The organism is Marinobacterium lacunae, assembly GCF_000705555.1.
Lineage (GTDB): Bacteria > Pseudomonadota > Gammaproteobacteria > Pseudomonadales > Balneatricaceae > Marinobacterium_D > Marinobacterium_D lacunae.
On record NZ_JMQN01000057.1, the window covers coordinates 71,719 to 98,608 of the forward strand.

Here is a 26,890-nt window from a genome sequence, read left to right on the forward strand (position 1 = left end):
CTCCCTCATTCGAAAATTTCGACAGTCGTACCGGGCTCAATCCGGTCGTATAGTGCGATCAAGTCTTGATTTCGCATGCGGATACATCCATGCGAGCGCGGCACGCCCATCGGTTCGGTATCGGGTGTGCCATGTATATAGATAAAGCGACGCAGTGAATCGCGATTACCGAGCCGGTTAAAGCCCGGCTCGCTGCCACACAGCCATAGAATTCGGGTGAGAATCCAGTCACGTCCGGGGTACGCTTTCGCAAGGGCCGGACTGTAAATCTCGCCCGTTGGGCGCCTGCCGACAAAAACGGCGTTGGGAGGCTCACTACCCCCGATACAGGCGCGGATATAGTGCAACCCTCTGGGTGTGCAGCCGCTGCCATTCAGTTCACCGGCCCCATTCGTTGCCGTCGACACTGGCCAGCATCCGATTTCCCGGTCCTGCTCAAAAAGCTGAAGCCGCTGCTCCGAGATTGAAATCTCGATTCGCAACACACCTACACCCTACAAAACCACGTTGATTCACCACGCGCTTGAAAGCCCGCACTAATGACTGGAATCATGCGGTGAAGTGTTCTTTCGATATCAGCAGCAGCCTCACGCCCTTCGTTCGAGAAGGCGCTTAGCGTTGCATAGTTGGACAGCGTAAAGATCATCGCACCCAGCAGGAAATGAAGCCGCCAGAAAAACTCATCGGATTCGAGAGGTGCGGCGTTTTTACGCACCAACTCGATCAGCGGCCGTACCCGTTCACCGTACCCCTGAATCAAGAACTCTCGCAGCTCCTCCTGCCCCGGCGCGTACGCAAGGTCAAGCAGACGCATGAATAATGAGAGCGCATGCGGGTTTACATCTTTAACCACGAGCAGCGCGCGCATAAGCGTATCCAGCAGCTCATCGACGCTGGGAGAGACACTGTCATCTCCTTCACGCTCGGCAAGGCGCTGATCAAGCTGCGCGCACAACGGATCCAGAAAGCGCTTGGCGACAGCTTCGATAAGCCCACCTTTGGAGCCATAGTGGTAATTGACAGCAGCCAGGTTGACGTCGGCACGCGTCGTTATCTGCCGCATGGTGGTTTCGATAAACCCCTGATCGGCAAACAGCTCTTCGGCGGCCAATACTATCCGTGTCGCGGTATCTGATTCCTGCATTCTTCCAACACCTCAGTTGTAACCCTCCAGGGTAGATGACACCCTTGCGGAGTCCCTGCTTCAGCGAGACCAAAAACGACTGTTATACAGCTTCTGGGACAGCCGATTCACCGTACGATCAGCAACCTGCACCGTCAGTTCGCTCAAGCGTTCTTGCAAACCCTTTTTTAGCTCATATCGAACCTGATAAACATCCGCATTCTCGCAAGCCTCAAAAAGGTAGTCATCACTGGTGCCGAGACCGTCAATGAGACCCACTTCGAGTGCCCGCCGACCAAACCAGACTTCACCTGTGGCGACTTTTTCAAGATCAAGTTCCGGTCGATACTCACTTACGAACTCCTTAAACAGTCCGTGCGTATCTTCCAGCTCCTCTATGAACTTTTTCCGCCCGTGTTCGGTATTCTCGCCAAACAGCGTTAACGTGCGCTTGTATTCGCCCGCGGTATACACCTCGTAATCGACATCGTGCTTCTTGAGCATACGATGGAAATTGGGTAGCTGGGCCACAACACCGATCGACCCCACGAGGGCAAAAGGCGCTGCGATCAGCTTATTACCGATACAGGCCATCATATAGCCCCCGCTTGCAGCCACCTTATCGACACAGATTGTCAGCGGTATGTCACGCTTGCGAATACGCTCAAGCTGAGACGCAGCCAAACCGTAGCCGTGCACCAGTCCACCGCCGCTTTCGAGCCTGACGACAACCTCGTCCTCTTTTCGGGCAAGCGTCAGAACGGCACTGATCTCTTCACGCAGCCAGTCCACCTGAGATGCATGCAGGTCGCCGTCAAAATCGAGCACGAAGATGCGCTTGCGCTCCGGAGCAGGCTCTTCCCCTCTTTTGAGGGCCTTCTTGCGCTCTTTCGCCTCAAGCTTATCTTGCTTTTTCTGCTCTTTGTGGAGTTGTTTTAAACGCTCCTCATCAAGAACCTCATCCTCAATGTCCTGCTGCATCTCTTCGAGGTGCTGATTGAGATTCTTGACTTCGACGTGCCCGTCCCGCCCCTCCTTGCGCCGCGCGACCACCGAGCCAACGCCCGATAACACAAGCAAAATGCCGATAATAACGGTCAATGTCTTGGCCAGGAAAAGGCCATAATCAGCAAGAAATTCGGTCACTATCATCTCCTGTCTCACAGCACACGGTATTAGCGCTGCGGGGGCGCGTACTGTAACATAACCGACGATTAAAACACGGTTTTCGAACAGGGTTTACGCCGCTCATGAGTACGTCCATCACTGTAGAACAGATCATCGACAAACTGCCTTCGCGCTTCAACCCTGATCAGGCTGGATCGCTCTGCGCCACCTTCCAGTTTCGACTGAGCGACGCCAAGCCTTTCTATATTTCCATTGCCGATCAACAATGCCTGGGCTGCCCCGGCGAGCATCAGGATCCGGACATCACGCTCCACATGGATGAAGCAACCCTTATCCGCGTGGTAACAGGCGAACAGGACGGCATGAGCGCGTTCATGAAAGGCCAGCTGCGCGCAGAAGGCAATGTGATGTTGGCAACCCGGCTGGGTAAGCTGTTCAGTGGCGGCAAATCCTAAGACTCAGCCGCCAAGGCTAGATCTCAATGCCTCCCGTGTAAGAAGCGCTCGATCAACTGGTACGAAATAGAAAAGCGTGGCGGCAGATCAGGTAACGACTCACGCGTGAACCATCCGGCTTCAGTAATCTCGACCCCGTCGGGTTGTAGCGCGCCGCCAGCATAGTCGGCAATAAAACCGAACATGAGTGAGTGCGGGAAGGGCCATGACTGACTTTTTACGTAGCGGACATTAGAGACTTCCACCCCTACCTCCTCGCGAACCTCTCGCGCCACGGCAGCTTCCGCAGTCTCACCCGCCTCGATAAAGCCTGCCAGCGTGCTGAAGCGGCCCGGCGGAAAACGCGGATTGTGCCCCAGAAGGCACCGATCGCCATCGACAACCAGCACAATAATGCACGGTGAGATTCTCGGGTAGACACTTAGGCCACACTGCGAACACACCTTCGCAAGCTCAAACTTATCTGGCTTTGCAGGGGTTCCACAACGACCGCAAAAGCGGTGCTGATCATGCCAGACTGAGATCTGGGCCGCGCGCGCAAGTACCTCGAACTGATCAGCATCGGATTGCGACAGTGATGCGCGAAGATCTAACGGCTCATGACCGTCAGGCGTTGACGCCAGTACCAACAACTCAACGCCGTCGACTACAGGATATCGAGCCTCACATTCATCCTCGATCAATGGGGGCTTCTGGAACAGCGCAACGCCGTTTTGATCAGACAAGAGTCTTCCCTGATGGCTTACCATATATTTCACGTGAATCTCCTCTAACTTCACGGACACGTTAGCATAGCTTCCTCACTTTGCGATCAACTGCTAGGATTGGGCCGCACTGCAGCGGGCGTTACCAGCCCTCGACAAATAGTTGTCGTGGCGCAAGTAGGCATATCGCCGGGTATGGGATACTTCCCGCCCCGCGCCAACCGATGCGTCCCCGGGTCTCATTAAACCCATTACAAACGACCTTGGTGCAGGGCGACCAAGAAGAAATGCATAGGAACCCATACCTGATGAGCCAAACCCTGACACAGGCGCTCATGCGCAACTTTCTCGGCAACTCTCCGACCTGGTACAAGCAGGCTGTTGTAGGATTCCTGATCCTGAACCCCATTTTGCTGTACACGGTAGGCCCCGCCATCACTGGCTGGCTACTGATTTTCGAGTTTATTTTCACCCTGGCCCTGGCGCTCAAATGCTATCCACTGCAGCCAGGCGGGCTACTGGCAATCGAAGCCGTGTTAATTGGCCTTGCTTCCCCCGAATCGGTCTATCACGAAGTCGCCGGCAACCTTGAGGTCATCCTGCTCCTTATGTTTATGGTGGCCGGCATCTATTTCATGAAGAGCATGCTGCTCTGGGTATTCACTCGGATTCTGCTCAAGGTTAAATCGAAGTCGACTCTCGCACTTCTTTTCTCCCTCTCTGCTGCATTTCTATCCGCATTTCTCGACGCGCTTACCGTTACCGCTGTTCTGATCAGTGTTGGTGTCGGATTCTATGCCGTCTACCACAAAGTTGCATCGGGCAAGCAGATGGAGCTAATCGAGCACGATCATTCTGATGATGGCCAGGTACAGGATGACAAACGCAACGATCTCGAAACGTTCCGCGCGTTCCTGCGCAGCCTGCTGATGCACGGCGCAGTCGGCACCGCTCTGGGCGGCGTATGTACACTTGTAGGCGAACCTCAAAACTTGCTTATCGCGCAGAAGGCCGGGTGGGATTTCGTCGAATTCTTCAAGCTGATGGCGCCGATTACGATGCCGGTATTGGCCGCAGGCCTGCTGACGTGCGTGCTTCTGGAAAAAACTCGATTGTTCGGATACGGCGCACGTCTGCCGCGTTCCGTGCGCAATATACTGCTGGAATACGCCCTCGAACAGGACAAGAAGCAGACCAAAAGGGATCACGCCATTCTCATCATCCAGATGCTCGTGGCCGCCTTCCTTGTACTGGCGCTTGCGTTCCACCTCGCCGAGGTTGGCCTCATCGGCCTTACCGTCATTGTTTTACTGACGGCGTTCAACGGCATCACTGAAGAGCACCAGATCGGCCATGCATTTGAAGAAGCGCTGCCGTTCACCGCGTTGCTCGTCGTGTTCTTTACCATTGTGTCAGTTATACATGAGCAGCACCTGTTCCAGCCGATCATCCATGCCGTGCTAGCGATGGAAGAGTCCCAGCAACCTGGCTTATTCTTTGTCGCCAACGGCGTACTTTCAGCAATCAGCGACAACGTCTTCGTGGCGACGGTTTATATCAACGAGGTGCTTGATGCCTACAACAGCGGCAGCATCAGCCGTGAGCATTTCGACAGTCTTGCCATCGCAATCAACACAGGCACCAATATACCCAGTGTGGCGACACCCAACGGCCAAGCCGCATTCCTGTTCCTGCTTACCTCGGCACTGGCACCGTTGATCCGCCTATCTTACGGTCGCATGGTATTGATGGCACTGCCATACACCATCGTCATGAGCGGCGTGGCTTTTATGATGGTACTTATCGAACTGCATTAAGCAGACTCCCATATAAAAAACGCGGGCCCAGCCCGCGTTTTTTATTCATCTGTTGCCGCCTACTCCGAAGAGGCGCTGCGCCAAAGACAGCTGCCACCTACCTTTTTGTCCAGCAGATCGAGAAACGCTTCATGCGCTGCCAACTCATCCTCAGAGGCGCTCACTACCGGAAGATCATCAGCGTTCGCCACCCGCCTTAAAGGCTCGCCATTTCCGTCATCGCCGTTACTGCCATCCTGTCCGAGCTGCAGCGATGTCTGACCGCCCGTCAGCGCAAGATAAACATCCGCCAGTATTTCGGAGTCGAGCAAGGCCCCGTGAAGTTCTCGGTGGGAGTTGTCAATCTCGTAGCGTCGACATAAGGCATCAAGGTTGTTCTTCGCACCCGGATGCTTGCGCCGAGCCAGCGCCAAAGAGTCTGTGATAGTACAGATATCGGCCATGCGCTCTTTGTAACCGTTACGCTCAAGCTCCTTATCGAGGAACCCGATATCGAACGACGCATTATGGATAATCAGCTCAGCGCCACGCACAAACTCAAGAAACTCATCCGCTATATCAGCAAACGAGGGCTTATCGGCGAGAAACTCATTACTGATACCGTGAACCGCAAAAGCTTCAGCATCCACCTCACGATCAGGCCGAATATATTGGTGATATGTATTCCCGGTAAGGCGGCGACGCTCAAGCTCAACACCGCCAATTTCGATGATGTTATGCCCCTCTTCCGGCTCGAGACCCGTGGTCTCCGTATCCATCACGATCTGCCGTGTACTCATCGCTTACCAAACTCCTCTACGCCCTTGTTCGCCAGCTGATCGGCGCGCTCATTCTCGGGGTGACCGCTGTGGCCCTTGACCCATTTCCAAACAATCTCGTGCCGGGAAACCAGCTCATCCAGCTTCTGCCAAAGGTCGGCATTTTTAACCGGCTGGCGCGACGCCGTCTTCCAGCCTTTACGCTTCCAACCGGCCAACCATTCGGTAATGCCTTTTCGCAGATACTCCGAATCCGTCGTCATCGTAACCTTGCACGACTGATTAAGCGCCTCAAGCGCGGCAATGGCTGCCATCATTTCCATGCGATTATTAGTGGTATGCGCTTCACCACCGTACAACTCTTTTTCATGCTGACCACTGCGCAGGATCGCCCCCCAGCCGCCTGGCCCCGGATTTCCTTTACAGGCCCCATCGGTAAATATCTCAACCACTTTCAAATCTAAACAATCCTTAAAGAAAAACTATCGACGCCGATTGCGCATATGCCCCCTGGCAGTCGGCTTTGGCTCTATTACGGGCAGGCTGATCAACTTGCGCCGCCAAGGCGTTCGCAAGGGTGTCATTCCAGGAACGTCCTTTCGTGCCACAACGATCAAGGCAGCCCCCGAATGGGCTGGGGCACGCTGCGCCAGCGTATGCAACCACGAGCAACGTTGACGTCGCCTCAAGTTCTCAAAAGGCGGCATATAAAAACCGGACAGTGAGCGCACTTCCGTCAGCTCCAGTAACCCCAGCCAATCTTGAAGCCGTCCATGCCGGATAAAATGTCCCGACCAAGGCACCAGCTTACGTCGGCGAAGAAAGCGCGCTATACCCCATGTGCTGGCCGGATTAAACCCGACCACAACCATATGGCCACCGGGTCGCAAGACTCGCGCGGCCTCCCTCAACACCTGGTGGGGATTCTCGGCGAAATCAAGCGCGTGATGCAGCAACACCACATCAATCGTATCACTCTGCACCGGCAGCTCGCTGTTCGACGCCACAATAGAGCGCTTGTCCATACCCAACTCCAGACTGGGGCCGAGTAGGATACGGTGCGGAACAGGACTTGCGCCGAACATCGGTTTTCGACTATCCACGCCGATCTGAAGCAGGTGGTAACCGAAAAGCGTAGGCAAGACCTGCTCAAGCAAACTCTGTTCGACTTCGATAAGTTCCTGGCCCAGTGCAGAGTCGAACCATTGCATTATTGCAGGCGTTAGCTGGTTGACATCAAGACGCTGATGAAAGGTCATATCTGCTCTGCTGTTGCGAACCCGAGATTAACAATCATTGACATTATAAAGTACCCTAGAGGTCCGAAGCACAAGTCTATAGCGTACAGGCGAGAGCATAAATGCCTGTACCGGAGAAGCTTCTCTATCAGGGGCAACACAGCCTTTTGAACGCTTCGGACAAGATGAGGCAATGCACGATGTACAGCGTAACTCCCATTCCAGCTTTTCGCGATAACTATATCTGGGCACTTCAGGGCCCCAACCCCGACACGGTCGTTGTCGTTGACCCTGGCGATGCAGAACCCGTCGAGCGCTATCTGAAAGAAAACGGCCTTACGCTAAACGCCATTCTTATTACCCATCACCATGCCGATCACACCGGCGGCGTGCCCGAGCTGACCTATTCCAGGGATATACCCGTTTATGGACCTGCGAACTCGCCATTCAACGGTATTACGCATCATCTGGAAGACGGTGACAGCATCTCGATCCTGGGTCACGTGCTCGAAATCAAAGCAGTACCTGCCCACACCCTCGATCACATCAGTTATCTGCAGGCTCAGGATCAGCCCCAACTGTTCTGCGGCGATACGCTTTTTCTGGCGGGATGCGGAAGACTCTTTGAGGGCACCGCTACACAGATGCATGAGGCCATGGAGTACTTCGCCTCTTTACCCGACGCCACACTCGTCTACTGCACTCATGAGTACTCGCTCTCCAACCTTGCATTCGCGCAAGCTGTAGAACCGAACAATAAGGAGATCGCAGCAACAATCGACAAATGCCGGGCCCTCCGCGCTCAGGACACACCCACCCTGCCCTCCGCGATTGCCAGCGAAAAGATGATTAACCCCTTCATGCGCACAAGCGTCCAGAGCGTCATCGAATCCGCCGAGCGACATACAGGGTCGTCACTCAGCACTTCTGTTGAAGTACTGTCGGCACTCAGGGAGTGGAAAAACCAGTTTTAAATGATACGCCTCAACTGGGAAATTCAAACACACGGCTAACCGCACGGTTAAGTTTGACGCGTCTGTAACACCCCCATAAAATGCGTCGGATTATTTTGCATTTCAGGGGGTTGGTGGTTTGAAGCCGGGGATTCAAAACGTAGCAGCTGCGCTCATGTGCGGGCTCTTACTGGCAGGTTGTCAAACAGCAACCACCAAAAATCAGCCCGCGAGTATGGCGGAGCAACGCAGAGACAATCCGGGCACCGTTCGGTTTGAACAATGGCGTCAGACACACCGCAAAAACCAACCGAACACCCTCGTAAAAAGCCAGCACCCGAGCGACTTATGGTCGCTCACTCGTGACAACCTCCAACTCGAACCGCATATCGATCAAGCCAGCGTCGACACCCAGCTGGAGTGGTACCTGAAGCACAATCGCTATATGGAGACGGCATCAGAGCACGCTGCCAATTACTACTATTTTGTTCTCAATCAGGTTCTCGAGCGTGACCTGCCTGCCGAAATTGCGCTTTTGCCCTTCATTGAGAGCGGATACAACCCCCTGGCACTGTCACCAAGCCACGCCGCCGGGGCCTGGCAATTCATTCCGGGCACTGCGTCGATTTTCGGACTCAAAAACACCTGGTGGTACGACGGCCGACGCGACATTATCCAATCCACCGAAGCCGCTCTGGATTACCTCCAGTATCTCAATGAGCGGTTCGAGGGCGACTGGCTCCTATCACTGGCCGCCTATAACTGTGGCGAAGGCTGTGTGGCACGCGCAGTTAAACGCAACGCAGACGCCGGAAAGCCGACGGATTACTGGAACCTGTCGCTGCCCAGGGAAACCCGCCGCTACATCCCAAAATTGATTGCCGTTGCGCGACTAATCAAAGAGGCTGACCAACTGGGCGTTAAGCTCCCTCCTTTAGCCAACAAGCCCTACTTCGCTATTGTCGATATCGACGGCCAGATCGAGCTGGCGAAAGCAGCGAGTCTTGCCGAAGTCGATATCGAAGAGATCAAGCGCCTGAATCCCGGCTTTGGCCGCTGGGCTACAGATCCGGAAGGCCCTCACCGCCTTCTAGTGCCGATAGCCAACGCCGACAGATTCAGAGATAGGCTGAAGCAATTGCCGGCATCTGAACGCGTACGCTGGGCCCGCTACAAGATCCGCGCCGGCGATACTCTTTCGCAGATCGCCGACAGGTTCGACACCAGCGTATCGGTCATACGTAAAAGCAACAACCTGAACTCGAACCGTATTCGTGCCGGCAACACGCTACTGATCCCCTCCCCAGCCAATACCGGCACGGTGGTGGCAACCGCCGACAAGACTCTAGGCCACAGAAAGGTTCACCGCGTCAGCACTGGCGACAACCTTTGGAATATTGCGCGACGCTATGGCGTCAGCACCGAGCAACTGGCAGACTGGAACAGCATCAGCGATGTCCGAAGCCTCAGGCCCGGACAAGACCTGATTCTATATCCTGACAGTCGTGACCCGGGTTAATGAAATTGGACGCTCTGAGTCTATTTATCATCGCCGTTTCGGTCGTATTGGCCGTGCTGTTCAAATGGTATCTGTTTCGTCGTATTCGCAACTGGATCGATCAGGACCTGATTCGCGGATTGGCCGGACAGAATACAGAATTGCACATGCACCTGGTTGAGGCAGATCTCTCACTGCGTGAGTCGGGCGTCAAGCGTTCCGAACGCCACCGCAGACTGGAGGCGCTTGCCCAGGCATTTGAACCCAAAGGCTAATCGACTGTCTCACCTGATCAGTAAGAAGTTATCTGTAAGCGGCTGATATCACAGGGAGTATGCAGTGTCCCATCGCAAATCACGATCCATTATCCGCGCTCTGATCCTATCCTTGGCCATGACATTGCCAAGCGCATATGCGGCAAGCGAGATGCCAGCAGCCTCACACGGTATCGCCATGCACGGCGACCTCAAGTATCCACCAGACTTCACCCACTTCGACTACTCCAACCCCGAAGCCCCCAAAGGCGGTGATGTGCGCCTATCGGGCTTTGGCACTTTCGACAGCTTCAACCCGTTCATCATCAAGGGCACGGAAGCTAGCGGTATAGGAATGATATATGACAGCCTGACCGAAAAATCTCAGGATGAGCCGTTCTCAGAGTATGGCCGCCTTGCAAAGGCGATCTACCTTCCCGAGGACAGGAGCTGGATCGAATTTGAGCTGCAGGATAACGCGAGATTCAGCGATGGTGAGCCGGTACAGGCCGACGATGTTATCTACACCTTCAAGCTACTGAGAGAACAGGGCGCCCCTTTCTACCGGGCGTACTATGCCGGAATCTCCGATATCAAGGCGTTAAGCCCTACCCGAGTACGCTTTGAATTTGGCGAGACCGACAACAAGGAACTGCCCCTGATTGTCGGAGAAGTACCGATACTGCCTAAACATTATTGGGAGAACCGGGACTTCACCAAACCGAGCCTCGACATCCCCATTGGATCCGGTCCGTATGTAGTCGAGAGCTTTGATGCCGGCCGTTCAGTTACCTACAAACGCAACCCGGACTACTGGGGCCAGGATCTTCCCGTTAATCACGGCCGCTTTAACTTCGACCGAATCACCTACGACTATTACCGCGACACCACCGTCGCGCTTGAAGCGTTCAAAGCCGGAGAATACGACTTCCGGCAGGAGTACACCTCCAAGGACTGGGCTACCGGTTATACCGGCGCCCCGTTTGACGATGGGCGCATCATCAAGAAGAGCGTTCACAACGAAAACCCGGCAGGCATGCAAGCGTTCATCATGAACACGCGACGCCCAATGTTCAGTAATACCCGCGTCCGCGAAGCACTTGCCTATGCTTTTGACTTTGAATGGACCAATCAAAATCTGTTTTACAGCGCCTACACGCGCAGCAACAGCTTCTTCTCGAATTCGGAAATGGCGGCCACCGCTCTACCAACGCCGGAAGAGCTCGAAATTCTGGAGCCGATACGTGATCAGGTTCCACCACAAGTTTTTACCGAAGTCTACAAAGCCCCCAGCACCAATGGTGATGGCCAAATTCGAGGCCAGTTACGCACCGCACTTCGACTGCTGAAAGAGGCAGGCTGGGAGCTGGATAATGGGGTTTTGAAGAATAAGCAGGGCGATACTTTCGACTTCGAAATCCTGCTTGTACAAAAAGGCTTCGAACGTGTTGTGGCGCCGATGATTCGAAATTTGGAACGCATGGGCATCACGGCTCGCATTCGTATTGTCGATGTCTCCCAATACATCAACCGGTTGCGCCAGTTCGACTTCGACATGATCGTCAGCGGGTTCGGGCAATCCAACTCCCCCGGCAACGAGCAGCGCGAATACTGGCACTCCAGCACGGCTGATCAGGTCGGCAGCCGCAACTATATTGGTATCAAGAATCCGGCGATCGACTATCTGGTTGAGCAGATCATCCAGGCACCGGATCGGGAACAACTCGTACTGCGCTGTCGCGCGCTTGATCGCGTTCTTCAGTGGAACCATTATGTGATACCGCAATACCATTTGAGCGCTTATCGCATCGCCTACTGGGACAAGTTCGCTATGCCTGAGCGCTCACCGCTCTACGATCTCGGATTTGACACCTGGTGGATCAAGCCCTGATGGCAGCCTATATCTTTAGACGCTTACTGCTCATGATCCCGACCCTGTTCGGCATCCTGCTTCTTAACTTTCTTATTGTGCAGTTTGCCCCAGGCGGGCCCGTCGAGCAGACAATCGCCCACCTTCAAGGGCTCGGCGTCGATGCCAGCAACCGCATCGGTTCAGGCGTTCAATCTGATGTCGCAGCCGCTCCTGGCAATAACAGCGGCACTGGCAGCGGATACAGAGGTGCACAGGGGCTCGATCCCACTCTCGTCGCACAGATAGAAGAGATGTACGGATTCGACAAGCCGGCCCATGAACGCTTTTTCAAGATGCTGGGCGATTATCTAAGCTTTGATTTCGGCCGAAGCTTCTATAGCGACAAAAGCGTGGTTGAACTGATTATCGAGAAGATGCCGGTTTCAATCTCGATTGGCCTCTGGACAACACTGCTGACGTATCTGATTTCAGTGCCGCTGGGCATACGCAAAGCTGTGCGCGATGGATCGTCCTTCGATGTCTGGACAAGCAGCGTCGTTATTCTGGGCTATGCCATTCCCAACTTCCTGTTTGCGATTCTGTTGATCGTCGTTTTCGCCGGAGGGACCTATCTTGAGTGGTTCCCGCTGCGAGGCTTGACCTCACCGGGATTCGACGAAATGACCCTTGGTGAGCAGATTCGCGACTATTTCTGGCATATCACCCTACCGGTGCTGGCATCGGTGGTCGGCAGCTTTGCAACCCTCACGATGCTGACCAAGAATGCCTTTCTCGACGAGATACACAAACAATATGTACTGACCGCCCGAGCAAAAGGGCTCACTGAGTCAGGGGTCCTCTACGGTCATGTCTTTCGTAATGCGATGCTGCTGATCATCGCCGGAATGCCGGCCGCACTGATCGGAATATTTTTCACCGGCTCCATGTTAATAGAGGTTATTTTCTCGTTGGACGGGCTTGGCCTGCTGGGCTATGAAGCCGTTATCAACCGAGACTATCCCGTTATCTTTGGCACGCTTTACATTTTCACGCTTATCGGCCTGATCATGAAACTTGTCTCCGACCTCACCTACACCTTCGTCGATCCCCGCATCGATTTCGAAAGCCGGGAGGTGTAAGCGGTGAAACTGACGCCCATCCAACAAAGACGTGTGCGCGCCTTTACGAAAAACCGAAGAGGGTATTGGTCTCTTTGGATCTTTCTTGCATTGTTTTTAACCAGCCTCGCCGCGGAACTCATCGCAAATGACAAACCGCTTTTGGTCAAATTTAACCATGAGCTCTATACCCCCTTGCTGTTCGATTACTCGGAGCTCTCATTCGGAGGCGAATTTGACACACCGGCGGACTACAAAGACCCCTATATACAAACGTTGATAACAGACGCCGGTGGATGGATGCTCTGGCCACCCATCCGGTTCAGCTATGACACCATTAATTACGATCTGCCGGTACCGGCACCCTCCCCGCCCTCCTCGACGAACTGGCTTGGTACCGACGATCAGGGGCGGGACGTTCTTGCCCGCGTTATCTATGGCTTTCGTATATCGGTGGTGTTTGCCTTGGTTCTGACGCTGATAAGCTCGGCGATCGGTGTCGTTGCCGGTGCAACACAAGGCTATTACGGCGGGAAATTCGATCTCCTGTTTCAACGCTTTATTGAGATCTGGTCGGGACTGCCAGTTCTGTTTCTGCTGATCATTCTGGCAAGCTTGGTCGAGCCGAACTTCTGGTGGCTACTCGGCATTATGCTGCTGTTTTCCTGGATGAATTTGGTCGATGTGGTACGGGCAGAGTTCCTGCGCGGCCGCAATCTGGAGTATGTGCGCGCCGCACAGGCACTGGGCCTTAGCAATCACCTGATCATGTATCGGCATGTGCTGCCCAACGCCATGGTCGCCACGCTGACGTTCATGCCGTTTATTTTCAACGGCGCGATTGTAACGCTCACCGCTTTGGACTTTCTCGGGTACGGCCTGCCTCCGGGTTCGCCCTCCCTTGGTGAGCTCGTTGCTCAGGGCAAAGAGAACCTGCAGGCTCCCTGGCTTGGCATCACCGCGTTTGTCTCGTTATCTCTAATGCTGACGTTGCTGATTTTTATTGGCGAAGCGGTACGCGACGCTTTTGACCCAAGGAAGACCCTATGAACCAGACCCTGTTCTCAGTCAAAGACCTCTCGGTCGGGTTTGGTAATGCCGCCCAAAGCACACCGGTGGTGAAAAGTGTCAGCTTTACGCTCGAGCGCGGTAAAACTCTCGCCCTGGTTGGGGAATCCGGCTCCGGAAAATCAGTCACAGCCCTGTCAATTCTGAAGCTCTTGCCTGCACACCAGACCTTCTACCCCAGCGGACAGGTTATATACCAAGACGAAGACCTGCTACAGGCAAGCGAGGCGCGCTTAAGAGAGATACGCGGCAACAGAGTTGGCATGATCTTCCAGGAGCCGATGACTTCACTCAACCCGCTACACAAGATCGAACGTCAGATTACCGAAACACTTCGATTGCACCGCGGGATCAAAGGACCAGCCGCTCACGCCCGTGCGCTGGAGTTACTGGAGCTCGTTGGCATCGATAGCGCCGAGGAGCGCCTCGGCCACTACCCTCACGAACTCTCCGGTGGCCAGCGCCAGCGTGTGATGATCGCCATGGCTTTGGCCAATGAGCCCGAGCTTCTGATCGCCGATGAGCCGACCACCGCACTGGATGTAACCATTCAGCAGCAGATCCTCGAACTGCTGAAAGATCTGCAGCAAAAGCTCGGGATGTCCGTACTGCTGATCACGCACGACCTTAATATCGTGCGTCGTTATGCCGACAATGTCTGTGTCATGTACCAAGGCGAAATTGTCGAGCAGCAACAGTGCGACCAGCTTTTTGAGGCGCCAGCCCACCCCTATACGCGAAAGCTGCTTGATGCAGAGCCTCAAGGCCGCCCTGCCATACTTAACGACACCCCGGCACCTCTACTCAGTGTCGATCACCTGCGGGTATGGTTTCCGATCAAGAAGGGACTGTTTAAGAAAACGGTTGATTACTTCAAGGCGGTTGACGGAGTCTCGATAAAGCTCCAGAGAGGCGAGACGCTCGGCGTCGTCGGCGAGTCCGGCTCGGGTAAAACAACCCTCGCCATGGCGCTTTTGCGCCTGACAGCATCTCAGGGAAAGATTCGATTCAAGGATCAATCCGTCGACCAGCTCAAGCAGTCCGAAATCAAACCCCTGCGTCAGCAGATGCAGATTGTGTTTCAAGACCCCTACGGAAGCCTGAGCCCGCGAATGCCCATTGCCGACATCGTTGCCGAAGGTCTGGGTGTACAGGGCATAAAGGATAACGAAGAGATCGAAGCAAGAGTCATACAGGTCTTGCGCGATGTGGGCCTCGACCCCGATGTTCGCCACCGCTATCCCCACGAATTTTCCGGCGGACAACGCCAGAGGATCGCCATCGCACGCGCACTGATTTTAAAACCTGAGCTGATCGTGCTTGACGAACCCACATCGGCGCTGGACCGCACCGTTCAGAAACAGATCGTGGAACTGCTGCTTGACCTGCAGCGGCGCTATCGACTGAGCTACCTCTTCATTAGTCACGATCTGTCAGTCGTGCGTGCACTAAGTCATAACGTCTTAGTCATGCACAAAGGCAAGGTTGTCGAAAGCGGGCCTGCAGACGCCATTTTTTATACGCCCCATCACCCCTATACCCGCGAACTACTGCACGCCGCGGGGCTTAAGGAGCAATAAAAAAGCCGGCTAGATAGCCGGCTTTTTTCTGAACACAGCACCCGATACTAGTTGATCTCGACTTCCGCGCTCTTGCGCAGTGCGTCAGAATGCATCTGGTAGATCTGCTGCCCACGCTGATTGGCGATCACGGTAGAAAGAGACTTCTGCTCATCCTCACTCAGTTCATCCGAACCATCTGTCACCGCATTGAGTGCCACAATCGCACGCGCCCCGTTCATCGCAACGCTGTCGTAGCGAGCAACGCCCTCTGCCGGGCGCGGCATCGAGAACGCCGTACGCACAACAGCGCTCGGCAGTGCCTGAGCACCACGTTCAACACCAGTGACAATTTCCCAGGAAGCTGTGGCATCGATATCAGCAAGTGAGCGTCCCTCACGCAGGGCAGCCAACCAGCTGTCCGCTTTCTCATTCAGTGCTTTCGCGGCCTTTTCACCGCGCAGCTGTGCCTCAAGACGATCGCGCACCTCATCAAGGGCCAACTGATGCGGCTCTTTGTGGTCTCTCACATGAAGCACCAGAGTACGACCGGAATCCAGTTCGATCGGATCGCTGTTCAAACGCTCATTCAACACCTGATCGCTGAATGCGGCATCAATCGCCTTCTGCGAGGTACTGACTAGATCAGAACCGCCTGCACGTGAGAAGAAGTCGGTGGAGCGAATCTTCAGACCCAACTCCTCTGAAGCAGCCTGCAGATCATTGGATGAGAACGCCAGGTCCGAGAGTCGCTCAAGCGCTGCGACATAATCCTGCTCGGCGTTCGCCTGAGCCACCTGCTCGCGCAAATCAGCTTCAGCTTCAGCCAGTGTCGGCACTTCGGTTTCCTTCACGTCTTCAAGCTTGATCAGGTGATACCCGAACTCAGTACGGACCGGCTCTGAGACCTCTCCCTTTTTAAGCGCAAACAGAGCATCTTCGAAAGGCTCGACAAATACACCGCGGCCGTTAAATCCGAGCTCGCCCCCTTCCTGGGCCGAACCAAGATCCGCCGATTCGCGCTTCGCAACCTCAGCAAAGTCGGCTCCTGACTCTATCTCATCGCGCAACTCACGGGCGCGCCTCAAGGCCGCATCCGCATCACGATCACTGTTGATATCGATCAGAATGTGACGCGCAGAACGCTCCTCTTCCGACTTGAAACCGGCAACCATCTGGTCGTATGCGGCCTTGATATCAGCCTCGGTCACCTGCTCAGGCTTGGCCAGTGCTGCGCGATCCAGAAGGACATAGTCGACCGCCACCTGTTCCTGGGTGACCATAGAGGCCGCCTGAGCGTCGTATTCGGCCTGTATTTCGTCTTCGGTCACATTAACGGCTTCCGGGTCGGCCTTGAGCGTAACGTACGCCAGATCGCGTGTCTGGCGGTCCAGAGCGATCAAGCGTTTGAGTTCTTCTGTGGTCGCAAACTCAGACAGCACATAACCTGCTTGAGCCTGCTGAATAAGTTTTTCCTTGCGAATCAGATCGCGGTACATCAGCGGAGTGAACCCGGCGCTGCGCAATACCGCCTCATACTGATCGCGGTCGAACTTACCGTCGACCTGGAACTGGGGTGTGGACACGATTATCTGATCGACCATCTGGTCAGACAGGTGGAAACCCATATCCTTTGCAGACTGCAAAAGAACCTTCCGCGAGATCAGGCTTTCGATAACCATCTGCCTAAGCATGTTTTCATCGATCGCCGACGGGTCTGCGTTTTCGCCCATCTGGGCCAACAGCTGACGGCGCTGAAGCTCCATCCCCTGAAACAGTTCCTGCTTGGTAATGTCTTCGCCGTTAACCTCAGCTGGCGCGGGCTCTTTGTTGGTCAGGCTGACCAGTGACTCAACGCCCCAAAGCGCGAACGTCAGCACGATCAGGCCCACAATCCCTTTAGCGATTATGCCCTGAGAGTTTTCCCTGATGGTTTGAAGCATTGTCTGCAATAACCCTGTTTTGGTTTGATGCTCTGAATTGATCTAAAAATCCGGAACAGGTTCAACAAAAAAGCGCATTCAGGTTGAATGCGCTTTTCTCGATCTGGCGGAACGGACGGGACTCGAACCCGCGACCCCCTGCGTGACAGGCAGGTATTCTAACCAGCTGAACTACCGCTCCCGAACCTGATCAGCAAACGGAGCGATCTGTTACTTGTTAACAGCGTCCTTCAGAGCCTTGCCAGGCTTGAATGTCGGCAGAGTGGCTGCCGCGATTTCGATCGGGTTACCGGTCTGCGGGTTACGGCCGGTACGGGCAGCACGTTCCTTCACTGAAAAGGTACCGAAACCTACCAGCGCAACCGATTCACCTTTCTGCAGAGCACCTGTAACAGCTTCCAGAGCGGCATCCAGTGCACGACCAGCTGCTGCCTTCGGAATATCGGCCGAATCGGCAATTGCGTCGATCAGTTCAGACTTGTTCACATTGTTCCCCTTTTAATGTATCGAGTCGTTATTTTGTATAACTGAAATTCTTACCCAGCGTGTAGTCAGGCACTTTATACCAACTGCCCAAAACGGGTGTCAACTGGCCGCAGCCCTTTTATTCCGCGGCCTGTGGCTAATGAGTGCTCAATTGACCAGACTCACTCTTCCCGTTCGACGCCTCCCCCGCAACCACTTTATCCTCCTCCTCGGTCAAGGGTTTCGGTTGGTAGGAGAGCGCTATATCAAGCACCTCGTCGATCCATTTTACCGGCTTAATGTCGAGATCGGCTTTGATATTGTCCGGAATCTCCTTAAGATCGCGTTGATTCTCGTCAGGGATTATCACGGTTTTTATGCCGCCCCTGTGCGCCGCTAACAACTTCTCCTTGAGCCCGCCAATTGGCAACACCTGCCCGCGAAGAGTGATCTCACCGGTCATCGCAACTTCTGAACGTACCGGGATCTGAGTCAGTGCAGAAACCAGCGCAGTGCACATTCCTATACCCGCACTCGGACCATCTTTGGGTGTAGCACCTTCCGGCACATGGATGTGCAGATCATGCTTTTCATGAAAGTCGGAACGAATACCCAAGGTACGTGCACGGCTTCTGACGACCGTCATGGCCGCCTGAATCGACTCCTTCATCACATCGCCCAGGGAGCCCGTATGGGTCAAACGTCCCTTACCAGGCACCACAGCGGCTTCGATAGTGAGTATATCGCCGCCAACCTGTGTCCACGCCAATCCTGTGACGTGGCCGACAAGATCCTGCTCTTCCGCCATGCCGAACTTGAACTTGTGAACACCGCAATAGTGCTCAAGATCCTCGCCCGTCACGCGCGGAGCCTTGGCTTTACCGCCCAGCGTGATCTCCTTGATCACCTTGCGGCAGACCTTGGCAATTTCTCGTTCAAGGCCACGCACGCCCGCCTCGCGGGTGTAGTAGCGAATAATATCGATAACGGCTGAGTCGTCGATATCAAGCTCGTTTGCCTTCAGGCCGTTTTGCTTCAATTGCTTCGGTATCAAGTACTTACGCGCAATATTGAGTTTTTCATCTTCGGTGTAGCCCGGAATCCGGATGATCTCCATACGGTCGAGCAACGGCCCCGGAATATTCATCGAGTTCGATGTACAGACAAACAGCACATCGGACAGATCGTAATCCACCTCAAGATAATGGTCGTTGAACGTGCTGTTCTGTTCAGGATCCAGCACTTCAAGCAGTGCCGAAGCCGGATCACCGCGATGATCCATGCCCATCTTGTCGATCTCATCAAGCAGGAACAGCGGATTCTTGACGCCGATCTTGGACATCTTCTGAATCAGTTTGCCCGGCATCGAGCCGATATAGGTCCGACGATGGCCGCGAATCTCAGCCTCATCACGCACCCCGCCGAGCGCCATCCGAACGTATTTGCGGTTGGTTGCGCGTGCGATCGAGCGGCCAAGAGAGGTTTTACCCACCCCTGGAGGGCCAACAAGACAGAGAATAGGGCCACGCAGCTTCTTGACTCGCTTCTGGACTGCCAAGTATTCGAGGATACGCTGTTTGACCTCTTCGAGACCGTAGTGATCTTCGTTGAGAATCTTCTCGGCCCGCTTCATATCCATGCGAACCTTGGTCTTCTTGGTCCAGGGAATCTGCAGCATCCAGTCGATATACCCACGAACCACGGTAGCTTCCGCGCTCATCGGAGACATCATTTTCAGCTTGTTGAATTCCGCCAGGGACTTGTCCAGCGCCTCTTTCGGCATGCCGGCAGCTTCGATCTTGCGCTGCAGCTCATCAAGATCACTGCCGCCGGACTCATCCATGTCACCGAGTTCTTTCTGAATCGCCTTCATCTGCTCGTTCAGGTAGTACTCGCGCTGGCTCTTCTCCATCTGCTTTTTAACACGGCCACGGATCCGCTTTTCGACCTCAACCAGATCGATCTCGGCCTCCATCAGTGACATGAGGTGCTCAAGGCGCTGGCGAGCACTCAGCATCTCCAAAAGGTTCTGCTTTTCGTCGAGTTTGAGCGCCATGTGCGCCGCCACAGTGTCGGCTAAACGGCTGACATCATCGATGTTCTGCAACGATGCGAGCACTTCCGACGGGATCTTCTTGTTGACCTGAATGTATCGCTCAAACTGATCAAGCGCTGTGCGCTTATACACATCAGTTTCGGACTCACCGATATTGTCGATGTGGAGCACTTCAACGATGGCCGAATAGTGATCTTCACGATCAGCCATCTCGATAACACGTGCACGCTCTTCACCCTCGACAAGCACTTTCACTGTGCCATCCGGCAACTTAAGCATCTGCAGCACGGTGGCTACGGTACCGGTCTTGAACAGATCGTCAAACGAGGGCTCATCATCTGAGGCACTGCGCTGGGCGATCAGCAGAATCTGCTTGTCGCTTTCCATCGCAAGCTCAAGTGCTTGAATAGACTTTTCCCTACCGACAAAGAGCGGGATGACCATGTTCGGGTAGACGACCACATCGCGAAGTGGAAGTACTGGAAGCTCTACGGTCACCGCTTCGTTTGCTTCATGTTGATCCATGATGAGTGCCTCTTTGCAGCGCACCAGCCTTGGGGCGGATGCATAAAAATCTGGATTTGATCCTTCTATGGGGGCCGATCACGATATTGCAACCGGTAGGGATCAATTTGCTTTACGGCGGGTAGAGGTGGGTTTATCTGAAGTTATAACAGCTATGCGACAGCCCCACAAACATCACAACGTGAATATTGGAGCAGCATAAGCGGTTTTCATTTGACCGCGACGCCAAGTGATATGTGACGTGTCGCAACGTGGCAACAGCAGGCGGAGCGATCGCTCCGCCTTAAATGTGTACTACTTGTAGTATGCGTTGGTGGTTTCGGTATGGTCGGTCACATCGCGCACGCCTGCCAATCCAGGCACCCGCTCAAGAAGCGTCCGCTCAACGCCGTCTTTCAACGTCAGATCGACGGCACTGCAACCCTGACAGCCGCCACCAAAACGCAGTATAGCGATTTTTCCGGCTTCAGCTTCGACCAACTCAACCAGCTTTACTTCACCGCCGTGGGCCGCAAGGCCAGGATTGATATCCGAGTAAAGAATATAGTTAATCTGCTCGTCGATAGGGCTGTCCGCCGATACCTTGGGGACCTTGGCATTGGGTGCCTTGATCGTCAGCTGTCCACCCATGCGATCCTGAGCGAAATCGATAGTCGCCTCTTCCAGATACGGGATGCTGATTCGCTCAATGTAGAAGCGCAACTGCTCGAAGTCGAGAATCTCATCTTCAGGGTTAACCTCGTCGGGACGGCAATATGCCAGACAGGTTTCGGCATAGGGTGTACCGGGCTGGGTCACGAACAGACGTACTGCGATCCCCTCAACTTCCTGCTTGGCCAGTAGCTCGGCCAGGTATGATTCAGCGCCTTGGGTAACGTTGATATCCATCATTCACAAAACCTATCAGTACAATTCGAACAGCGCCCAGCATACACCTTTATTAAACCCGAGTAAATTTATAAGGTATTACAACAACGGCTGCAGCGCCCGCCTGTACTCTGATAAACTGAGCCCCCAGCAGTAAGGAGACTGAGCATGGCTGAGCATTCGGTTGTTTTTTCGTTTTTCCTCATTTTTAGTGGGGCGGCCATTCTAGCCTCCATCGCGCTTTACACCCGACAACCGCTACTCGTCGCCTATGTCGTGCTCGGAGCGGCGCTGGGTCCTTGGGGCATCGGGGCCGTATCCGATACCAACCTGCTTGCCGATATCGCACATGTCGGCATCATATTCCTGCTATTTCTGCTTGGCCTGGATATGCAGCCCGCCCATCTGCTTCATATGCTGCGCAAAGCCACGCTGGTCGCAATCGCAAGCTCTGTCGCCTTTATGGGTATCGGCTATGGTGCCGGTATCGTCTTCGGATTCTCGCAGATCGAATCCCTTGTCATGGGCGCGGCACTGATGTTTTCCAGCACTATTATCGGCATTAAGCTATTGCCGACGACGGTGCTTCACCACCGTCACACCGGTGAGCTCGTTGTAGGCCTTCTGTTGCTTCAGGACGTTGTCGCCATTCTTGTACTGCTATTGCTCAATAGCGGCGGGGAATCGTCCTCAACCGACATAAGTGCTGGCATGAACTTCGCCCGCTCCATGCTGGCCCTGCCGCTTTTGGCCCTCTTTGCCTGGGGCTTTGTACGCTGGGTACTGCTGCCACTGCTGCAGCGCTTCGACCGCTTTCACGAGTATATATTTCTGGCCGCTATCGGCTGGTGCCTGGGGCTTGCAGAGGGCGCGGTGTATGTGGGACTTTCCGCCGAGATGGGCGCGTTTATCGCAGGCGTGGCACTGGCAACCAGCCCTATCTCACAGTACATTGCGACTAGCCTGAAGCCACTTCGCGACTTTTTCCTGATTCTGTTTTTCTTCTCGGTCGGTGCCAGCTTCAACCTCACGTTGATTGACGACATCCTTCTTCCGGCACTGGCACTCACCGCCGCAGTCCTGGCATTAAAACCAGTGATATTCCGGTACCTGCTTCAGGGCATCAGCGAGTCTGCCGATACCGGATGGGAGATCGGTTTTCGCCTCGGACAGATCAGCGAGTTTTCTCTGCTGATCGCCTATCTGGCATTTGCCAGCGGACTGATCGGCACAGAGGCCTCTCATGTTATTCAGGCTACCGCTATTCTTAGCTTCCTGCTCTCGACCTATGTGGTGATTTTCCGTTACCCATCACCCATCGCGGTTTCGGACAAGCTACGCCGGGATTAAAAACGTCGGCGGTCCCGAGCCTCCCATCGCTCACGCGCCTGCTCGATCAGACGGTCGGTTTCGACCGGCTGATCCGGCTGCAGTAGACGCAACACCATGGCCAGCGTCGATATAACCGCCCCCTCACCATAAGGATGATTCAGCTCGCCGCGCCAGAGTCTCAGAAGATCCTTTGGATCAAGCTGCTCATCCTTGACCAGTCGCTGAGGGTACAACCGGGGCCAGACGCCCGTTCCCAATTCACCGTTAATGATCCAGTGCAGCTCACAATCACTATCGGGTTTGACCTCAGCTTCGCCACCATCGCCTCGTACCGTGACAGCCTGATGGGTCCCGAGTAACTGAGCAGTCTTCTGGTGCATAGGTGCGTAGGGGGGGTGAAACACGCCGTCGATGGTCACTTCAGCATCGAGTGGGTTCAGCATGCGGCACAAGGTATGAACCGGCGATCGCAACCCCAAGATGTTACGTAACTGAATAATCTCGCCAAGTGGCGGGCACAGGCGATCGATCGACATGAATGCGAACCCTGTATGCTCAAGCGCACGATCAACGTCCCCCCAACTGGCACACGCCTCTATGCCAAAGACACCCAGCATATCTTCGCTATACAGTCGTCCGGCCGTATGACCACGCGCACCGTGCATAAAGACCGGGGTACCCTGTTCCGCCAACACCAATGCCACCAACATGAACCAGGGAAGATGACGTTTTTTACCCGCATAAGTGGCCCAATCCACCGTGGCGGATATACCCTCCGGCGGCTGATAACGGCTTCTGACCGCATCGGCAAAGCCCGCCAACTCTTCCGGGGCCTCCTCTTTGACACGTAACAGCATGAGAAAAGCGCCCAGCTGCTCCGGCCGAATGCCGCCATCCAGAATCATACCCATCGCATCACGTGCTTCGTCCCGGGTGAGCGAGCGACTACCCTTCTTGCCCTTCCCCAAAATCCGAACATACTGAGCGAATGGATGCTCCTGAGCCATACAGACTGTCCTCCAATGAATAAAATGGCCCACTAGGGGCACTGCATGTGTCTATTCTACAACAGCACTCTGTGACTGCGCAGACGGTAAAATGCCCGTTGCGTGACAATAGTTAACGGCAACTTTAGAATGCCCAGCTATTTTTGCGGGATTACTCCGATGAGTCGAAAGCGTGTCCGATTCGGTGGCCCTGTACGCCAAAGCGCTACCGCCACACCGAGCCAACTGGAAGTGGATGTTCAAGACCTCAGCCTTGAAGGCCGCGGCGTTGCCAGACCTGAAGGAAAAACGCTCTTCGTTTCGGGTGCTCTGCCCGGTGAACGGGTTCTGGCTCGCATTGTCAATCGCCATAAGCGTTTCGACGAAGCGGAGGCGCTTGAGATAATCAGCGCAAGCCCTGAGCGACAAATACCGCCTTGCCGTTATGTCGATCGCTGCGGTGGATGCCAACTGCAACACCTGAACGCTGAAGCCCAAATTCAGTACAAGGAGAAACTCGTACTCGATCAACTGAAGCGTTTTGCCCACATCGAGCCCGAGCTTATCGATACTGCCCTTCACTCACCCGAATTCGGATACAGAAGAAGCGCGCGCATTGGCGTCAACCAACGGGCCGATGGCGAACTCCTGATCGGGTTCCGCCGGCAAAACAGCAATAAGCTGATCAATATCGATCACTGCCCTGTTCTTGAGCCTCGCATCAACGAACTGCTTGCAGCACTGGGTTCCCTGTTGCGCGAAGCAGGCAATCTCAAGCATTTAACCCATATCGATATCAGCTGTGGCGATGCATCCGGCGCACTTACATTGAGAATCACCCGAGCGTTGAACGATACGTTAGTTGCTGACATTCAAACGATCTGCAATCGTCTGGGTTTCAAACTGTTTCTTCAAAGCAATCGGGAAACGCTGGAAGAGATCCCGACATCGGCACCAGAGCTGAGCTACTCTCTCGGCGCTCAGGGTCCTGAACTACGCTTTGCGCCGGGCGACTTTCTGCAGGTCAACGCCCATATCAATCGGCAGATGGTGTCTCGGGCGCTTGCGTGGCTCTCCCCGCAAGCGGACGAGCGCGTGCTGGATCTTTTCTGTGGATTGGGCAACTTCACTCTACCTCTGGCGACTCACGCACACGAGGTGGTCGGTGTCGAAGGCTCAGCCGAGATGGTGGAACGTACAAAAAGCAATGCCGCCTCCAACGCCTTGCAAAATATCAGCGTCTACAAAAGCGATCTCAGTCAGGATATTCGCGACACACTCTGGTATCAGCAAGCCAGTCGCAAGGAATTCGACCTTATTGTGCTCGACCCGCCACGCGCAGGCGCCGAAGAGTGCGTTCGCCAGCTGCGAAACTATGGTGCACGCGCGGTACTGTACATCGCCTGCAACCCCGCATCTCTGGTTCGCGATGCACAACTTCTGGTCGAAGCTGGATACCGGATGACTCGTTTCTCGGTGATGGACATGTTCCCACACACTGCCCATGTCGAATCGATGGCGCTTTTTGAATGTTAGAGATAAAGCCGTCCTGCCCGGAAGTCCTCTATTCAGACGATGACATACTGGTCGTCAGCAAGCCCGCCAATCTGTTATCGGTACCCGGCAAAGGGCCCGACAAGCAAGACTGCCTGTGGAAGCGCGCACAGCGTAGCCATCCAACTGCACGCATCGTCCACCGTCTGGATTATGCAACCTCAGGGCTGATGGTCCTCGCGCTCACCGCCGAGTCTCACCGCGCCTTGAGTATTCAGTTTCAGGAAAGACAAACCGATAAGCGTTATCAGGCTATCGTGCATGGCGCGCCGGATCAGGAAAAGGGAGAGATTAATCTTCCGCTTCGGTGCGATTGGGAAAACCGACCGCTGCAGATCGTCGATCACGTTCAGGGCAAAAACGCTCTCACGCGTTGGCATAGACTCGAAACCAACGACTTGGGAACGCGCGTATTACTCTACCCGGTCACCGGGCGGTCCCATCAGCTGCGCGTCCACCTGCAGGCGATTGGACACCCAATTCTGGGTGACGCCTTTTATGCACCCGAATCCGTGCAGAACCTCAGCACTCGACTACTGCTCCACGCGGAATACCTCAGTCTGAACCACCCCGCAACCGGACAGCGCATGGCGTTTTCCTCTCTCTGCCCGTTCTAGGCCTATCACCCTTGTCAGAGATTTACACAACGCACCCTTCGACCGTCCAGATAGGCATGAATGTTTTCAGCGGTCTGCTCAATAATCCGAGAGCGTGCCCCGAAGCTACCCCACGCACAGTGAGGCGTCAGGATCAGATTGGGTATATCGTCTGCGAACAGCACGTTGCCGTTGCGTGGCGGCTCTTCAGTAAGCACATCCACTGCGGCACCGCCAAGATGACCTGAGCGCAGCGCATCTGACAAAGCCTGCTCATTTACGATTCCACCCCGTGCGGCATTTATCAAAAACGCACCAGGCTTCATCCTCGCTAACACATCCGCATCAAACAGGTTACGCGTGTCGTCATTCAACGGGCAGTGCAGGCTGATGACATCGGCTTGCTCAACCACGTCACCAAACGCTACGCGCCCCTCAGGGACATCATCACTTCCTATCCGAGCAGAGACAATGACCCTCATGCCCAAGGCTTCTGCCAACCGCCCTACAGCCTGCCCCAGCGCCCCGTGCCCCACTATCCCAAGCGTGCGCCCTTCCACTTCTACGATCGGATAATCCAGCAGGCAAAACTGCGTTGCACGGGCCCAATCCCCTGCCCGTACTGCACGGTCGTAATCGATTATGTGCGTATGCAAGGCAAGCATCTGGGTTATCACATGCTGTGCAACCGATGTGACGCCATACCCCTGTGCATTGCACACGGGGATATTACGCTCACAGGCAACCTTGATGTCGACATTGTTGACCCCTGTGGCCACAACACAGATCAGCTTAAGGCCGTCAGCCGTGGCGATCGACTCGCCCGTCAGGACAACTTTGTTGACGATCACCAGCTCAAAACCCGCTATGCGCTCATCCACCTGATCGGGCGATGTGCCCCTGTAGCAAACCAGCTCATCCACGCAATCGCGAATAGGGCTCAGATCAAGATCGTCCAGGCTTTCGGTATCCAGAAATACAGCTCGCATCGGTCACTCCATAACAAAAAAGGGGTGGACCTACCGTCCACCCCTCTACTTT

The 26,890-nt window shown here is 54.6% G+C and carries 25 protein-coding genes and 1 tRNA gene; 12 read left to right on the top strand and 14 right to left on the bottom strand.

All coding sequences use genetic code 11. The annotated features are described in order from the left end of the window. Positions 1–5: 5 nt before the first annotated feature. Genes ADIMK_RS18410 through sohB form a run of 3 tightly spaced genes read right to left on the bottom strand, consistent with a single transcriptional unit; the run spans position 6 to position 2,269 of the window. On the bottom strand, positions 6–485 hold the full coding sequence (locus ADIMK_RS18410; protein WP_036191200.1) for a L,D-transpeptidase: 480 nt from the start codon (positions 483–485) through the stop codon (positions 6–8). A gap of 2 nt (positions 486–487) precedes the next feature. Further along, on the bottom strand, positions 488–1,144 hold the full coding sequence (locus ADIMK_RS18415) for a TetR/AcrR family transcriptional regulator (protein WP_036191201.1): 657 nt from the start codon (positions 1,142–1,144) through the stop codon (positions 488–490). Positions 1,145–1,204: 60 nt separating this feature from the next. Further along, a complete protein-coding gene (gene sohB / locus ADIMK_RS18420; protein ID WP_036191202.1) occupies positions 1,205–2,269 on the bottom strand; it encodes a protease SohB in 1,065 nt (354 codons plus the stop codon). Between the two features lie 104 nt (positions 2,270–2,373). On the opposite strand from sohB, the gene ADIMK_RS18425 reads away from it, so the two are divergent. Further along, positions 2,374–2,706: an SCP2 sterol-binding domain-containing protein gene (locus ADIMK_RS18425; protein ID WP_081849863.1), complete on the top strand. Its 333-nt coding sequence runs from the start codon at positions 2,374–2,376 to the stop codon at positions 2,704–2,706. A gap of 23 nt (positions 2,707–2,729) precedes the next feature. Here ADIMK_RS18425 and nudC read toward each other — a convergent pair whose 3' ends face one another. Continuing rightward, positions 2,730–3,431: an NAD(+) diphosphatase gene (gene nudC / locus ADIMK_RS18430; RefSeq protein ID WP_231517088.1), complete on the bottom strand. Its 702-nt coding sequence runs from the start codon at positions 3,429–3,431 to the stop codon at positions 2,730–2,732. Positions 3,432–3,718: 287 nt separating this feature from the next. Here nudC and nhaB point away from each other — a divergent pair, with 287 nt between their 5' ends. Continuing rightward, on the top strand, positions 3,719–5,227 hold the full coding sequence (gene nhaB, locus ADIMK_RS18435) for a sodium/proton antiporter NhaB (protein WP_036191203.1): 1,509 nt from the start codon (positions 3,719–3,721) through the stop codon (positions 5,225–5,227). 59 nt (positions 5,228–5,286) lie between these two features. Here the strand turns inward: nhaB and dnaQ are convergent, their stop codons facing one another. The 3 genes from dnaQ to ADIMK_RS18450 are packed head-to-tail and all read right to left on the bottom strand — an operon-like array spanning position 5,287 to position 7,244. After that, the gene (gene dnaQ / locus ADIMK_RS18440) at positions 5,287–6,006 is read right to left on the bottom strand and encodes a DNA polymerase III subunit epsilon (RefSeq protein ID WP_036191204.1); all 720 of its coding nucleotides are present in this window, start codon (positions 6,004–6,006) and stop codon (positions 5,287–5,289) included. Beyond that, positions 6,003–6,443 (bottom strand): ribonuclease HI, encoded by a 441-nt coding sequence (gene rnhA, locus ADIMK_RS18445; RefSeq protein WP_036191205.1) that lies wholly within the window; start codon positions 6,441–6,443, stop codon positions 6,003–6,005. Before rnhA ends, dnaQ begins: the two co-directional genes overlap by 4 nt. A gap of 24 nt (positions 6,444–6,467) precedes the next feature. Continuing rightward, on the bottom strand, positions 6,468–7,244 hold the full coding sequence (locus ADIMK_RS18450) for a class I SAM-dependent methyltransferase (RefSeq protein WP_036191206.1): 777 nt from the start codon (positions 7,242–7,244) through the stop codon (positions 6,468–6,470). Positions 7,245–7,423: 179 nt separating this feature from the next. On the opposite strand from ADIMK_RS18450, the gene gloB reads away from it, so the two are divergent. The 7 genes from gloB to ADIMK_RS18485 all read left to right on the top strand — a co-directional run bounded on the left by gloB (position 7,424) and on the right by ADIMK_RS18485 (position 15,546). Further along, positions 7,424–8,197, top strand: a complete 774-nt coding sequence (gene gloB, locus ADIMK_RS18455) for a hydroxyacylglutathione hydrolase (RefSeq protein ID WP_036191207.1) — start codon at positions 7,424–7,426, stop codon at positions 8,195–8,197. Positions 8,198–8,411: 214 nt separating this feature from the next. After that, complete coding sequence (locus tag ADIMK_RS18460; RefSeq protein ID WP_197027582.1) at positions 8,412–9,695, top strand: LysM peptidoglycan-binding domain-containing protein; 1,284 nt, start codon at positions 8,412–8,414, stop codon at positions 9,693–9,695. After that, positions 9,695–9,949 (top strand): hypothetical protein, encoded by a 255-nt coding sequence (locus tag ADIMK_RS18465; protein ID WP_051693109.1) that lies wholly within the window; start codon positions 9,695–9,697, stop codon positions 9,947–9,949. Before ADIMK_RS18460 ends, ADIMK_RS18465 begins: the two co-directional genes overlap by 1 nt. 64 nt (positions 9,950–10,013) lie before the next feature. After that, entirely contained in the window at positions 10,014–11,819 is a 1,806-nt protein-coding gene (locus ADIMK_RS18470) for an extracellular solute-binding protein (protein ID WP_231517089.1), read from the top strand. Next, positions 11,819–12,919, top strand: coding sequence for a microcin C ABC transporter permease YejB (locus ADIMK_RS18475; RefSeq protein ID WP_036191208.1), 1,101 nt, complete (start codon positions 11,819–11,821; stop codon positions 12,917–12,919). The genes ADIMK_RS18470 and ADIMK_RS18475 overlap by 1 nt, the downstream gene beginning before the upstream one ends. Positions 12,920–12,922: 3 nt before the next feature. After that, a complete protein-coding gene (locus tag ADIMK_RS18480; protein WP_036191209.1) occupies positions 12,923–13,948 on the top strand; it encodes an ABC transporter permease in 1,026 nt (341 codons plus the stop codon). Then, on the top strand, positions 13,945–15,546 hold the full coding sequence (locus ADIMK_RS18485) for an ABC transporter ATP-binding protein (RefSeq protein WP_036191210.1): 1,602 nt from the start codon (positions 13,945–13,947) through the stop codon (positions 15,544–15,546). Before ADIMK_RS18480 ends, ADIMK_RS18485 begins: the two co-directional genes overlap by 4 nt. A 47-nt stretch (positions 15,547–15,593) precedes the next feature. Here ADIMK_RS18485 and ADIMK_RS18490 read toward each other — a convergent pair whose 3' ends face one another. The 5 genes from ADIMK_RS18490 to nfuA all read right to left on the bottom strand — a co-directional run bounded on the left by ADIMK_RS18490 (position 15,594) and on the right by nfuA (position 21,402). Then, complete coding sequence (locus tag ADIMK_RS18490; RefSeq protein WP_036191211.1) at positions 15,594–17,468, bottom strand: SurA N-terminal domain-containing protein; 1,875 nt, start codon at positions 17,466–17,468, stop codon at positions 15,594–15,596. A gap of 104 nt (positions 17,469–17,572) precedes the next feature. After that, positions 17,573–17,649 (bottom strand) — tRNA-Asp (locus tag ADIMK_RS18495). A 29-nt stretch (positions 17,650–17,678) separates the two neighbouring features. Further along, positions 17,679–17,954, bottom strand: a complete 276-nt coding sequence (locus ADIMK_RS18500) for an HU family DNA-binding protein (protein ID WP_036191212.1) — start codon at positions 17,952–17,954, stop codon at positions 17,679–17,681. A gap of 136 nt (positions 17,955–18,090) precedes the next feature. Next, positions 18,091–20,514 carry an endopeptidase La gene (gene lon / locus ADIMK_RS18505; RefSeq protein WP_036191213.1) on the bottom strand — a complete coding sequence of 808 codons (2,424 nt, stop codon included), beginning with the start codon at positions 20,512–20,514 and terminating at the stop codon, positions 18,091–18,093. Between the two features lie 294 nt (positions 20,515–20,808). Next, entirely contained in the window at positions 20,809–21,402 is a 594-nt protein-coding gene (gene nfuA, locus ADIMK_RS18510; RefSeq protein WP_036191641.1) for a Fe-S biogenesis protein NfuA, read from the bottom strand. Between the two features lie 147 nt (positions 21,403–21,549). Between nfuA and ADIMK_RS18515 the strand changes: the two genes are divergently transcribed. After that, positions 21,550–22,731, top strand: a complete 1,182-nt coding sequence (locus tag ADIMK_RS18515) for a cation:proton antiporter domain-containing protein (RefSeq protein WP_036191214.1) — start codon at positions 21,550–21,552, stop codon at positions 22,729–22,731. On the opposite strand, the gene ADIMK_RS18520 is transcribed toward ADIMK_RS18515, so the two are convergent. After that, entirely contained in the window at positions 22,728–23,720 is a 993-nt protein-coding gene (locus ADIMK_RS18520) for a glycosyl transferase family protein (RefSeq protein WP_036191215.1), read from the bottom strand. The genes ADIMK_RS18515 and ADIMK_RS18520 overlap by 4 nt on opposite strands. 159 nt (positions 23,721–23,879) lie before the next feature. Between ADIMK_RS18520 and rlmD the strand changes: the two genes are divergently transcribed. Beyond that, positions 23,880–25,235, top strand: coding sequence for a 23S rRNA (uracil(1939)-C(5))-methyltransferase RlmD (gene rlmD / locus ADIMK_RS18525; RefSeq protein WP_081849864.1), 1,356 nt, complete (start codon positions 23,880–23,882; stop codon positions 25,233–25,235). Further along, positions 25,229–25,870, top strand: coding sequence for an RluA family pseudouridine synthase (locus ADIMK_RS18530; RefSeq protein WP_036191216.1), 642 nt, complete (start codon positions 25,229–25,231; stop codon positions 25,868–25,870). The genes rlmD and ADIMK_RS18530 overlap by 7 nt, the downstream gene beginning before the upstream one ends. Before the next feature lie 14 nt (positions 25,871–25,884). Here ADIMK_RS18530 and ADIMK_RS18535 read toward each other — a convergent pair whose 3' ends face one another. Beyond that, positions 25,885–26,838, bottom strand: a complete 954-nt coding sequence (locus ADIMK_RS18535; protein WP_036191217.1) for a 2-hydroxyacid dehydrogenase — start codon at positions 26,836–26,838, stop codon at positions 25,885–25,887. Positions 26,839–26,890: the final 52 nt, after the last annotated feature.